This is a genomic window from Flavobacterium paronense (genome assembly GCF_030409795.1).
GTDB lineage: Bacteria > Bacteroidota > Bacteroidia > Flavobacteriales > Flavobacteriaceae > Flavobacterium > Flavobacterium paronense.
Genome location: NZ_JAUFQN010000019.1, coordinates 1,101,252 through 1,113,351, shown reverse-complemented (window position 1 = coordinate 1,113,351; position 12,100 = coordinate 1,101,252). Strand labels below are relative to the sequence as shown.

The window sequence follows — 12,100 nt, the reverse complement described above, 5'->3', positions numbered from 1 at the left end:
TTCAGTTATAATAAGATATTTTCGATATATTTGCTTACTTTACAAAATCTAAATGATACCAAACTTTGATCATAATCATGTCACTCCACCTCATATTGGTAATCCGACTGACTTGACGCAATTAAGCCCTTATATCTCTGATACATTAGAATTTTGTATGCACTTTGCAACATCAAAAGAACGAGTGGAAATTTTAAAAGGTCTTATTAAATTTCGAGAGCAGTTACAAAATTTCGGTGTGGTCGAAGGTTTTCAATGGCTCGATGGAAGTTTTACAGAAAATATTGAAGTTACAGAAGGTCGTGCACCTCGCGATTTAGATACTGTTACATTTTATAAAAATTTAAGTCAACAACAAAATATAACAATTCAACAGTCATTTCCAGATTTCATTGATTTTAACATTTCTAAACAAAATTTTAAATTAGATCATTATCCTGTTGATTATGGATATCGTCCAGAATTTACTGTAGAATCAACAAGATATTGGTTGCAATTATTTTCCCATAATCGTTTAAACATTTGGAAAGGTATAATTAGAATTGAGTTAAATACTCCCCAAATAGATGCAAATGCATGGAATTTTTTAAGTAATTTAGTGTTATGATAAATAGGGTAAATCAAATAAAAGCACAAATACTTGACACTGAACGGTTATTAAACCTCGTCAGTGACCACGCTATTATGTCAATCAGTTTAAAAAAGAAATTAAATAGTTTGAAAGAAGAATTATCGAAAATACCCGATAATTATTCAGAAGCAAAAATTATACTCTTATTTAGTGGACAAGCAGTAAAAGGTTCGAAAGGAATTAAAGCTAAATTTTTAAGTAATGCTTTACGCCCTTTTCAAGAATTAGTCAAAACTCAAACTGCACTTGTGAGATTTGGACATGTCGGTAAAAGAGGAAAAACAAAGCATTCTGTTAATTCTGAACTTTATTTAACAGCTTTACCTACTGGATCTTTTGGTGTTGAGTTATCTCAAATTGAAACTAGCGATATGTTTGCAGAGCAAGATGTAGCTGAGGCAATTGGAAACGTGGTAGAGTTAATAAATGCAGCGACAATTAGTAATGATGCCTTTGAGGAAATTATAGAAAAAACTCCAGTAAGAAATTTAAATAATTTAAAAGCTTTTCTTAAAGAGATTGATGAAGAGCATTCGATGCTAAAAATTGAAACTGGATCAACCAGTATTGAAATTAGTGAAGAAAAGATTCACCAAGGATTTGAGAGAGTTAATGCTGCATCAAATGAAGATTCTGAAGTTTTTATTAATGGTGTGTTGAGGGGTATTTTACTAGATTCCGGAAAGTTTGAAATTACCGATGAAAATGGATATAAAATATCAGGATTTATAAGTCCAGATTTATCAGAAGAAACCGTTATTGACTACAATTTAAATTTTCTCAATAAGCAGTGTACAATTCATCTTAAAAAATCAGACACTCATTTTATTTCTGGAAAAGAGCGTATAGCACACGAACTAGTGGAAATTTCAGAACCACAAATTAAACTCAAGTTATAGTTATAGCTGCTAACACCGCCGCTCCGCATTCTATGATAAAAACCCGCTCCGAAAAGTCTCCAGACTTTGAGGTATTACCGCTCCTTTCCAAATCAGCGGCTTTGCCAATAGCGGCTTTTTTATATCTTTACTTTCGAAACGTACCCCTATTGCTATGCCTAAACTGCCTGTTCTTATTGCTTTGTTCTTTCCCCCCCGCTCCGCAAAGTCTCCAGACTTTGAGGTATTACCCCTCCTTTCCAAATCAGCGGCTTTGCCAATAGCGGCTTTTTTATATCTTTACTTTCGAAACGTACCCCTATTGCTATGCTTAAACTGCCTGTTCTTATAGCTTTGTTCTTTATCAGTCTGTTCCTATCAGGGCTGTATCCTAAAGATTACTTTACCTGGTTTTTGGAAGTAAGTCCGGCTCTGCTTGGTTTTTTAGTGTTAGCGGTAACCTATAAACGGTTTGCCTTTACCCACCTTACCTATGGCTTTATCCTGCTGCACTGCATCATTTTGTTTGTGGGCGGTCATTATACCTATGCCGAAGTGCCATTGTTTGATTGGGTCAAGGAGGTATTCCACCAATCGCGGAACAACTATGATAAAGTGGGGCATTTTACCCAGGGTTTTGTACCGGCTATGATTATCCGAGAAGTATTTATCCGAAAACACGTCATTGCCAACAAGGCCTTTTTTAATTTTATCATTGTAGCGCTATGCCTCGCCATCAGTGCCGCCTATGAATGGATTGAATGGGGCGTTTCTATCAGCAGCGGAAGTGGCGGCGATGCCTTTTTGGGTACTCAGGGGGATGTTTGGGATACCCAGTCGGATATGTTGTTTGCTACTATCGGTGCTATTTGTATGCTGGTTTTTCTAAGCAAGGCTCAGGACAAGGCGTTGGCGGAATTGCATTCCGTGCCCTAATATAACCTCACAAAACCACACAACTAAAAACAACTACAATCAATGATTTTATCTATAACTAAAATTGAACTAAACTCCTATACAAAGCTTATTCCTTTTTTTAAGTTTAACAGCCAAATTATAGCGGAGTTAAAACAATCAAAGTGTATAAAATATAAAATTGGAGGCAGTTGGAATTTGAAAGTATGGTACACTATGACTTTATGGGAAGAGGAAAATGACATTAACGCATTTTATCGCAACGGTACCCATCTTGAAGCGATGAAACAAGCTCAATCATTTTCGTCTAAGATTCAAGCTATCCGAATACAAAAAGAGGATTTGATAGGTTGGAAGGAAGCCAAAAAAGGATTTATGTAATATGGTTTACACGGATTATAAATCCGCGCAATCATAATCCGCTGGGGTTTCAAAATAAGCAGCTACTACTTCTGCTGCTATAGCAACTCCACAATAATTGATTTTGTTATCCCTTTTTTATTGATTTATTAAAGACCGGAAAGAATAAGTCTTGCACTATAACAACGATCCTAACACTAACCCTATGTTCAAATAAACGGTAAGATTTGAAGCAAGAAAAGAGCAGGAATAATCAAGTTAGAGAAGCTCTATGGCTTAAGCGGTTTGAGGATCTTATTCTGGTCTTTCTGTTCTTTCGGTTATCTTTGATTTACTATTAAAGATAATAATTTTACAAACATAGGAGTAGTTTTAAGAAATTGGGGTTTTAAAGCTTAATTTAAAGTTAGTTTTGTACTTTTGGTTTTCGGTATTAAATGGAAAGTTAAGGCAAACCAAATCCCCAACTTCTAAAAGACGCGAAACGTTGTATGTTATGCTAAAAAAGACAATGCCTCAAACAAACATTACAGAAATAGACATATAATATGCTTTTTAACTCAGTAAACTTTGCTATTTTTTTACCTATTGTATTTTTCCTTTATTGGTTTGCAACAAGAGGAAATTTAAAACTTCAAAATATTTTACTCCTTATTTCAAGTTACTTTTTTTATGCTTGCTGGGACTGGCGGTTTCTTTTCCTTTTAATCTTTTCTACTTTGCTTGATTATTTTACAGGAATAAAAATGTCGGACGCAAAAAATAAAAACTCCAAAAAGTTTTGGTTTTGGTTAAGCATATCGGTTAACCTTGGCTTTCTTGGTGTTTTTAAATATTACAATTTTTTTGCTGAATCTTTTGCAGGTGCAATAGCTAAAATGGGGTTACATGTTAATCCATGGACATTAAAAGTTATTTTACCTGTTGGAATTTCATTTTATACGTTTCATGGATTATCGTATGTAATTGACATTTACAAAGACCGAATTAAAGCAGAAAAGAATTTCATAGATTATTCCGTCTTTGTTAGTTTCTTTCCATTATTAGTTGCTGGTCCAATAGAACGTGCAACTCATCTTTTACCTCAAATTCAAAAAAAGAGAACTTTTGATTATTTGAATGCGGTTGATGGATTGAGACAAATATTATGGGGGTTATTTAAAAAAATTGTAATTGCTGACCAATGTGCTGAATATGCAAATCAAATTTTTAATAATTCGGCTGACTATTCAGGAAGCACCCTTGTTTTGGGTGCACTATTTTTCGCTTTTCAAATTTATGGTGATTTTTCAGGGTATTCAGATATTGCTTTAGGGACAGCCCGACTTTTTGGTATAGACCTTTTAAGAAACTTTTCTTTCCCGTATTTTTCAAGAGACATTGCTGAATTTTGGAGACGATGGCATATATCACTTTCAAGTTGGTTTCGTGATTATCTTTATATTCCGCTTGGTGGCAGTAAAGGGGGTATTTGGATAAAAATTAGAAACACTTTTATTATTTTTATTGTTAGTGGGTTTTGGCATGGGGCAAACTGGACTTTTATTGTTTGGGGATTCCTTAATGCTTTATATATCATGCCTTCAATAATATTTAACACTAATAGAACGAACCTGGATATTGTTGCAAAAGGAAAATACTTACCAAGTTTTAAAGATGTTTTTTCCATTACAATTACCTTTGGTTTGACTGTCTTTGCATGGATATTTTTTAGAGCTCAAAATTTAGCTCATGCACTAACTTACCTATCAGGCATTTTTTCAAAATCTCTTTTTTCAATCCCAACCATTAGACCGTATCATCTTCTTTTTCTTATTGTTATCTTCATGATTATTGAATGGCTTGGCAGAGAAGAAAAATATGCTATTGCGAATCTGGGTTTAAAATGGAAAAGACCAATTAGATATGCAATGTATTATGCAATGATAATTGCTATATTTTGGTTTAGTGGCAAAGAACAACAGTTCATTTATTTTCAATTTTAAAGTATGAGAATTTTTATTAAAAAAACAGTATTGTTTGTTAGTATACCAATAGTATGTTTTACTCTTTTTATTGTGATATTGGAATTCATAAATTATGAAATAGCAACTTCTGAACGTCTTGACAGTTCAATCACCACAGTATTCATAGGCGATTCACATATTGCTCAAGCTATAAATGATAGTAGGCTTGAAAACTGTGTTAATGATGCACAAACTTCAGAGTCACTATATTTTTCATATTATAAATTGAAAATTTTATTGAAGAATAACCCCTCTATTAAAGATGTTTATTTAGGATTTGGCTACCATAGTGTAACTTCCTACTACGACAAATTTATTTTGGGGGAGTTCTCAAATGCAATTTCCAGTAGATACTTCTCATTATTACCATTTAATGAGAAACTAAGAATACTGAATGCAAATAGAAATGACTTTTTTTCTTATTTAAAAGTTGTTGTTAAAAATGACATTCTTAATATTTTGAGAGGTAGAAAAACATATCATGGTGGTTTTGCAAATTCATTTTCAAATACAAAAGCAATTGAATGGTCTATAAAAAAAAGGGTGTTGACGCAATATTATAATGAAGGTTCTTTAAGTGATTATTCTTTATTAAACATTGAATATCTTAATAAAATTGAAGAATTATGTAAGAAATCAAATGTGAATCTTATTCTAGTTAATACACCTATTTATAAACTTTATAAAAACAAAATACCTGAGAAATTTAAAGTTAAGTATAAACAACTATCCGAGGGTATGAAAATTAAAATTTTAGACCTTAGTGATCTATTGTCAAAAGAGTACTTATTTATTCCTGATGGTGACCATGTTTCACAAGAAGGTGCACTTACAACAACAGAATATATTTCAAAAAAGCTGAAATGATAAAGCTCGAACGCACAACATAAACTGTGTAAAAAAACAAATTTTTTAAGCTTTTTTCTGCAAGTAACTATCCAAGTAAAATGTGCTGTTTTTGACCTTACCAAAAATGACAATCCTTTCCGGTTTGCTTAAGTAATTTTTTTAATCCAACCTTAGAATTGGAAACCTGTAAATACTTAATAAGAAAATTCAAACTGCCATTATCCCACGACTACGTATATAAATAAAAAAGGTGAAAATTTCTTTTCACCCTTTTTGCCCCAAATCTACCATAAACTTAACCTACTAATGCTATGGTGAGGTCAAATATATAGCAGTTGCTATTGTTAAAAAAATAAATTAGACGAACGACAAGTATAATCGTTAAAGCTATTTACAGCTATTAAAATAGTTGACTTTAGTAGGAAGTTATTAACATTTAGTTGTAAGGGTTAATCGGTTTGATTAGATTTGAGAGAGCTAAAAAGTGCTGTAGTATTTTGACTAGTAATGATTTGGCGTCAAGAATTCAATAGTTTTCAATTTTAAAATGAAATAGTATGTTCAAAAAAACCTTCCTTTTCATAACTACCCTACTCGTAGCGACCTCTGCATCCACAGGATATAATGGACAAGATTTGTTTAAAGGGGATGTCCCTATTACAAGATTTTTAGATTGGTTCAAAAATGCTGATCATTATGTACACCTAAAAGGGCTTATTATTTTAGACCTTATTCCGGCGGTTTTTCTTATCGTTCAGACAGTCTTATTTTTTAAAGATAAACAGAAACTGAAAGGATGGTTTGCTTTGCTGTCCTTGTTGGCCAATGGTATTGGCGTAGTTATACTAGTGCAATATGCTTACCCCATTGCTGCTCAAATGGCCGATTGGACACCTGATACTTTACCTTCCAATTGGATCAGCTTAAAAGATGATTGGATACAGTATATCGGTTTTTATGCTTTATTAGGTATTTTAGGATTGCTATTATTTCTGATAACCTTCTTTGTGCCGGCAAATAAGAATACTGCACTAAAACCAATACACCCTTTTTTAAATGGCTTAAAAAACGCACTACTTTTTATCCTGACCTTTCTTTCACTAATGAATGTGTCAGGTATTTATGATCTTACATTTTTTCCCACCTTGTATAAAATTTCAGGAGTAACCTTTATTGAAATGCATCGCCCGGTAGATTTAGCCATGAGAAGCATAGGACCCATAATATTTAGTATTATGCTTTCGCTATTCGTACTACTGGCCATTCTATTTTATATGGAAAAGAGCAAAATCAAAAGTTTGCTTATTTTAGTTGGAATCCTTCTCCTCTTAGGCAACACTTTTGTGGCGCTTAAAGGCAACCGACCTTTAAACGATTTATTCCTTACCTGGACACCAACAACGATACCAAGCAACTGGTCGAGCTTAAGAGAGGAATGGCTTGGTTACCATTTGTATAGACATATTTTTAATGAATTGCAGGTTTTTGCTATTCTGCTTATCTATTTTGTGACAAAAAGTAAGAGTAAAACAGCGTCAGTGTGACTTTTGAAAATACAGATAGCGTGGATTTAAACCTTGCCATTAATAGAACCATAAAAACCAAACTATGACAACTACAACAAAAAATAGAATCGAATCTATCGACTTTTTAAAAGGCTTAGTTATGGTGATTATGGCACTCGATCATGTGCGGGATTATTTTCATTACTCGGCTTTCTTTTTTAACCCCACCGACCCTACGGTAACCAGTGTGCCTATTTTCTTTACAAGGTTTATGACGCATTTTTGTGCGCCGGCTTTTAGTTTTTTGGCCGGACTTTCTGCGTACATGATTGGCAAACGAAAACCACTTAATGAACTGTCGCGATTTCTCTTTAAGCGAGGAATTTGGCTGGTGTTTGTAGAAGTCATTATCATTTCACTGGCCTGGAAGTTTGATTTTCAGTTTCGGCATATCGGTTTGCAGACCATCTGGTCTTTGGGCGTGAGTATGATGGTGTTGGCTGGATTAATCTACTTACCCAAAAAGTTTATTTGGGCCTTTAGCCTCGTGATTATCTTCGGACATAACTTATTAGACAACATCCATTTCGACGGGAACTTTGTATGGTCAATGTTACATGAACCTCAAAAGTTTGAATTTGCCGAAGGGTATACTGTGGTGTTTGCCTATTCGTTACTGCCTTGGGTTGCGGTAATGTCGTTGGGCTATTGTTTTGGTTCGCTTTACGACAGTACTTTTGACGCTGCAAGAAGAAAGCGACTATTGAACCGTTTGGGTGTTGGAAGCTTCATACTATTCTTTATACTGGCCGCCATCAATAAATACGGTGACCCGTTTCCGTGGACAAATTATGGGTACAGTATCAAAACAGTAATGGCTATTTTAAATGTGAATAAATACCCGCCTTCGTTACAGTATTTATTGATTACACTGGGTGGAGCCTTGCTCTTTTTGGCCCATTCCGAAAAGCTTAAAGGCAAAGTGGTCGACTTCTTTACGGTGTTTGGGCGCGTTCCGTTTTTCTATTATGTGCTGCACATTTATCTGATTCATTTATTAGCCGCTTTTGCAGCTTATTTTACAGGATTTGGTTGGAATGCATTGGTTCTACCGAGGTTTATTACAAGAGTAGAAGCTTTGCAAGGCTATGGTTTTAATCTGATTACAGTATATTTGGTTTGGATAGTAGTAATTATAGCGCTCTACCCACTGTGTAAAAAATTTGATACCTATAAACAAAACAATAAAGACAAATGGTGGTTGAGTTATTTGTGATGAATGGCTACATACTTGTCATGCAATAAAGCTATAAAAATAGGATATGGAAGAAGAAGAAGAAGAAGAAATAGATCTAACCCGCAAAACCCAATCGGCTACACCAGACAATACAACCTCTGAAATCACTTCAGAACCTATTAATGAAACAGATAATCTCAATCAAGAGAAAGAAACAATGGAAGTACATCATCATGCCCACGACCCAGCAGCACCTCATCATAAGAAAGACTGGAAAGCCTATTTCTGGGAGTTTTTAATGTTATTCTTAGCGGTATTCTGCGGCTTTTTGGCAGAGTATCAGTTAGAGCATAAAATTGAAAAAGAAAGAGCCAACGAACTGGCAAAAAACTTTTATGAAGAGCTGCTAAACGACTCCATTACCGCACAAATAAAAATAAAAAACAGAAGCAAACAGGAAGAAGCATTAAAATATGCAGCACTATACTTTAAAGACAGTACGCTGACTAATGTTCCGAAAAAGTTTGCCCTTGCTTTTGAATACGGTATCAGCTTTCGTTCTCCTTCACAGTTTGAACCTAGAACCATTATTCTGGACCAATTAAGAAATTCAGGTTCGTTACGGTATTTCAAAAACGATGACTTTCAAAAGTTGACAGGCGATTTAACCGTTGCCATCAGAAATATTGCTGACAGACAAGACCTTGAAGGAAGAGTGAGAATGGAACATATAAACCCAATAATTTTCAATCACTATGATTATGATTTCGATACTGCTGTTAAACAACTTGGGCCCAACGTTTTTGAAGGGGTTCAAAATTATGAAAAAAGCAATCAGGTAATCCCCTTCCATTTAAACAGTATGGATAAATTAGACCGACAGCATATTGTTAATATCTTAAACTTTTTCAGAGGAAATGTTGTTAGTTCTACCCGTATCATACACATTCAAAAATATATAGAGGTTAATACGGAATTACTCAAAGTATTGCGAAAAGAGTATGGTATAAAATAAATTGATATGAAAAGAAGGGATTTTATAAGCCTAAGCAGCATGGCAGCGGCAACAGGTTTAGTAGCGGGATTCAGTTCCTGTAATTCAAACAATCAAAAAGATACTACTACAACCAATAGCTTAAAGCCAATTACCGCTGATGTTGTGCCCATTACGGTAGCCGAACGCGAAGCCCGCATTGCGAAAGCCCAACGCTTACTTACTGAGAATAAAATAGACGCCTTACTCCTTGATGCCGGCACTGCATTGTATTACTTTACTGGCATCAGTTGGTGGCCAAGCGAAAGAACGATGGTAGCGCTAATTTTTGCCAATGGAGTAGTAAATTACATCTGCCCCGCTTTTGAAGAAGCACGATTACGGGAACAACTAAGCATCGGCAAAGAGGTTTATGCCTGGCAGGAAGATGAAAGTCCGTACCAACTGATTGCGACCGCACTTAAAGAGTCTGGCACCCCTTTTGGCACCATTGCCATAGAAGAAAAAACCCGTTTCTTTATTTGCAACGGTCTTCAAAAAGAGGCACCACAACTAAAGTTTGTTAGTGGTGATGTGGTTACTATTCCGTGCCGTATTATTAAATCACCCACCGAACTCAAGCTAATGCAAAAGGCAAACGATATAACGCTGGCAGCGATAAAGCATGGTGCCGGTCAGTTAAAAGAAGGCATGTCGCAGGAAGCACTTTCTTCTATAATAATGGAAGCACAAACACAATTAGGAGGATCAGCCGATTTTGCTTTATGTCTGTTTGGGACATCATCTGCTTTTCCGCATGGCTACAGCCAACCGCAAGTACTCAAAAAAGGCGATATTGTATTAATGGATTGTGGCTGCACAATAGAGGGCTACAATTCCGACATAACCCGCACAATCGTATTTGGAAACGAACCAACCAAAAGACAGCTAGCGATATGGAATCTCGAAAAAGAAGCACAGGCAGCCGGTTTTGCAGCCGCTAAATTAGGTTCGTCATGTGAAGCGGTAGATGCTGCTGCCCGTAAAGTAATTACAGCTGCCGGTTTTGGACCAGGTTATAAACTACCTGGACTCCCACACCGCACTGGTCATGGTATTGGCATGGACGGACATGAATGGGGTAATATGGTCAAAGGCAATAAGGAATTGCTGCAACCAGGTATGTGTTTTAGTATTGAACCCAATATTTCTATCATTGGAGAATTCGGTGTTCGCTTAGAAGATTGTGTCTACATGACTGAGGACGGTCCGAAGTGGTTTTCACAACCCAGTAAGTCTATTTATGAACCGTTTGCGTAAGGGTTGGTCTAATCATCAAACCGCTTAGACGAATCCTCGACTTTAATAATACTGTTTAAAAATTCCAGAGTAAAATACTCCTTTGGGTAATAATACCCTCTGCCTACTTTGTTGCAGGGTATGATTCCTTTGTCTCGTAGGCGTTGCAACTTAGAGGCAGTACATTTGAGGAGTTGCTGCATTTCGAGACTGTCTAATAAAACTTCTTCTTTTCTTGGGTTAATAAGGGATTCTATTCGGTTTTCCAACTCTTCTAACTTCCCCATAATCTTGAAATAGTACTTCTGTTGCATAAAATATAGCATTAATCAGACTACCGGGGCTGCAGTCCTGAAGTTCATGAAAACCAAATAACAAAAGCTGTGCCTTTAGGTTTTTGTTTTCTGTAGATTTTAATTTTTAATTTAATCTTAAGAAAATAGAAAAAAGAACCAAGAGTAAAGAGAAAAGAATATAAACTTTTATATTTAATGATTTGCTTCTTTCTTCTTCACATAAAAAAATTTAACATATATACTATGCGTGCATAATAAATTTTTAATATCTTTGTGCTACTAAAGAAATCGTTGTAGTAAAAATGAAAGACAAAACCATAGACTATATCCTTCGTGCAACTTGGCAAGCGGTTGCCAGAATGTATAATGAGGAAGCATCGAAGTTTGAAGGGTCCATGGCCATTGGTTTTGCACTTTTAAGTATTGATAAAGAAGACGGTACACCATCAACTTACATAAGTAACCGAATGGGAATGGAAGCTACCAGCCTCACAAGAACCTTAAAAACACTTGAAGAAAAGGGCTTAATCATCAGAAGGAAAAATCCGGATGATGGGCGGGGCGTTTTAATATCCCTAACCGATTTAGGCAAACAAATGAGAGAACAGTCTAAAATTACTGTGCTAAAATTTAATGAAGTAGTAAAACAAAACATCTCAGAAGAAAAATTACAGCACTTTATAGAAGTTGCTGATAGTATTAATGAGTTGATAGCGGAGAAGAAGATTTTTTAAATAGAAGAAAGAAGCAAGAGACAAGAAGAAAGACTTATGAAACATAATTTTAAAAATCTTAAAATCTGGATACTGTCAATGGAAATTGCATCGGACATACATAAAATTACTCTTAATTTTCCTAAGAATGAGTTTATGGATTAATAAGTCAAATGAACAGGGCGGCAGTTTCAATGCCATCAAATATTGCTGAAGGATCTAACAGAAGTGATATTCATTTTAAACATTTTTTAAATATAAGTTTGGGTTCCTCTTTTGAACTACAAACACAATTATTAATAGCAGGTCAAAATAGTTATATAACCGAAGAAAGAAAAGCAGAAATAGAAAATAAGATAATTGAATTCCAAAAAATGACTACTGGTTTTATCAGTAAATTGGATTAGTCTTTTTTCTTGCTTCTTGCTTCTTTCATCT

At 35.0% G+C, this 12,100-nt stretch carries 13 protein-coding genes; 12 read left to right on the top strand and 1 reads right to left on the bottom strand.

Going from position 1 to position 12,100, the window contains the following annotated elements; translation table 11 throughout:
• Window positions 1–52 precede the first annotated feature (52 nt).
• The 10 genes from QWY90_RS06210 to QWY90_RS06165 all read left to right on the top strand — a co-directional run bounded on the left by QWY90_RS06210 (window position 53) and on the right by QWY90_RS06165 (window position 10,674).
• Window positions 53–607: a DUF6932 family protein gene (locus QWY90_RS06210; RefSeq protein WP_290284991.1), complete on the top strand. Its 555-nt coding sequence runs from the start codon at window positions 53–55 to the stop codon at window positions 605–607.
• Window positions 608–717: 110 nt separating this feature from the next.
• Complete coding sequence (locus tag QWY90_RS06205) at window positions 718–1,530, top strand: hypothetical protein (RefSeq protein WP_290284990.1); 813 nt, start codon at window positions 718–720, stop codon at window positions 1,528–1,530.
• A gap of 306 nt (window positions 1,531–1,836) precedes the next feature.
• Entirely contained in the window at window positions 1,837–2,445 is a 609-nt protein-coding gene (locus QWY90_RS06200) for a DUF2238 domain-containing protein (protein WP_290284988.1), read from the top strand.
• A 42-nt stretch (window positions 2,446–2,487) separates the two neighbouring features.
• Window positions 2,488–2,805 (top strand): hypothetical protein, encoded by a 318-nt coding sequence (locus tag QWY90_RS06195; RefSeq protein WP_290284987.1) that lies wholly within the window; start codon window positions 2,488–2,490, stop codon window positions 2,803–2,805.
• A gap of 527 nt (window positions 2,806–3,332) precedes the next feature.
• Entirely contained in the window at window positions 3,333–4,769 is a 1,437-nt protein-coding gene (locus QWY90_RS06190) for an MBOAT family O-acyltransferase (protein WP_290284986.1), read from the top strand.
• A gap of 3 nt (window positions 4,770–4,772) precedes the next feature.
• On the top strand, window positions 4,773–5,657 hold the full coding sequence (locus QWY90_RS06185) for a hypothetical protein (protein ID WP_290284985.1): 885 nt from the start codon (window positions 4,773–4,775) through the stop codon (window positions 5,655–5,657).
• A 539-nt stretch (window positions 5,658–6,196) separates the two neighbouring features.
• Window positions 6,197–7,183 (top strand): hypothetical protein, encoded by a 987-nt coding sequence (locus QWY90_RS06180; protein ID WP_290284984.1) that lies wholly within the window; start codon window positions 6,197–6,199, stop codon window positions 7,181–7,183.
• A 64-nt stretch (window positions 7,184–7,247) separates the two neighbouring features.
• Window positions 7,248–8,420 carry an acetyltransferase domain-containing protein gene (locus tag QWY90_RS06175; protein WP_290284983.1) on the top strand — a complete coding sequence of 391 codons (1,173 nt, stop codon included), beginning with the start codon at window positions 7,248–7,250 and terminating at the stop codon, window positions 8,418–8,420.
• Window positions 8,421–8,466: 46 nt separating this feature from the next.
• A complete protein-coding gene (locus QWY90_RS06170) occupies window positions 8,467–9,396 on the top strand; it encodes a hypothetical protein (protein ID WP_290284982.1) in 930 nt (309 codons plus the stop codon).
• Window positions 9,397–9,402: 6 nt separating this feature from the next.
• Window positions 9,403–10,674 (top strand): M24 family metallopeptidase, encoded by a 1,272-nt coding sequence (locus tag QWY90_RS06165; RefSeq protein ID WP_290284981.1) that lies wholly within the window; start codon window positions 9,403–9,405, stop codon window positions 10,672–10,674.
• Window positions 10,675–10,682: 8 nt separating this feature from the next.
• Here the strand turns inward: QWY90_RS06165 and QWY90_RS06160 are convergent, their stop codons facing one another.
• Complete coding sequence (locus QWY90_RS06160) at window positions 10,683–10,967, bottom strand: helix-turn-helix domain-containing protein (protein WP_290284980.1); 285 nt, start codon at window positions 10,965–10,967, stop codon at window positions 10,683–10,685.
• A 284-nt stretch (window positions 10,968–11,251) separates the two neighbouring features.
• Here QWY90_RS06160 and QWY90_RS06155 point away from each other — a divergent pair, with 284 nt between their 5' ends.
• Both QWY90_RS06155 and QWY90_RS06150 read left to right on the top strand, forming a co-directional pair.
• A complete protein-coding gene (locus tag QWY90_RS06155) occupies window positions 11,252–11,683 on the top strand; it encodes a MarR family winged helix-turn-helix transcriptional regulator (protein ID WP_290284979.1) in 432 nt (143 codons plus the stop codon).
• Window positions 11,684–11,835: 152 nt separating this feature from the next.
• Entirely contained in the window at window positions 11,836–12,069 is a 234-nt protein-coding gene (locus tag QWY90_RS06150; RefSeq protein ID WP_336622153.1) for a four helix bundle protein, read from the top strand.
• Window positions 12,070–12,100 lie beyond the last annotated feature (31 nt).

What these genes read in the sequence shown, in the direction of transcription:
- QWY90_RS06160 (WP_290284980.1), bottom strand. Translation starts at nt 10,967, where the DNA reads ATGCAACAGAAGTACTATTTCAAGATTATGGGGAAGTTAGAAGAGTTG.
- QWY90_RS06175 (WP_290284983.1), top strand. Translation starts at nt 7,248, where the DNA reads ATGACAACTACAACAAAAAATAGAATCGAATCTATCGACTTTTTAAAA.
- QWY90_RS06185 (WP_290284985.1), top strand. Translation starts at nt 4,773, where the DNA reads ATGAGAATTTTTATTAAAAAAACAGTATTGTTTGTTAGTATACCAATA.
- QWY90_RS06150 (WP_336622153.1), top strand. Translation starts at nt 11,836, where the DNA reads ATGAACAGGGCGGCAGTTTCAATGCCATCAAATATTGCTGAAGGATCT.
- QWY90_RS06165 (WP_290284981.1), top strand. Translation starts at nt 9,403, where the DNA reads ATGAAAAGAAGGGATTTTATAAGCCTAAGCAGCATGGCAGCGGCAACA.
- QWY90_RS06190 (WP_290284986.1), top strand. Translation starts at nt 3,333, where the DNA reads ATGCTTTTTAACTCAGTAAACTTTGCTATTTTTTTACCTATTGTATTT.
- QWY90_RS06200 (WP_290284988.1), top strand. Translation starts at nt 1,837, where the DNA reads ATGCTTAAACTGCCTGTTCTTATAGCTTTGTTCTTTATCAGTCTGTTC.
- QWY90_RS06180 (WP_290284984.1), top strand. Translation starts at nt 6,197, where the DNA reads ATGTTCAAAAAAACCTTCCTTTTCATAACTACCCTACTCGTAGCGACC.
- QWY90_RS06195 (WP_290284987.1), top strand. Translation starts at nt 2,488, where the DNA reads ATGATTTTATCTATAACTAAAATTGAACTAAACTCCTATACAAAGCTT.
- QWY90_RS06210 (WP_290284991.1), top strand. Translation starts at nt 53, where the DNA reads ATGATACCAAACTTTGATCATAATCATGTCACTCCACCTCATATTGGT.
- QWY90_RS06155 (WP_290284979.1), top strand. Translation starts at nt 11,252, where the DNA reads ATGAAAGACAAAACCATAGACTATATCCTTCGTGCAACTTGGCAAGCG.
- QWY90_RS06170 (WP_290284982.1), top strand. Translation starts at nt 8,467, where the DNA reads ATGGAAGAAGAAGAAGAAGAAGAAATAGATCTAACCCGCAAAACCCAA.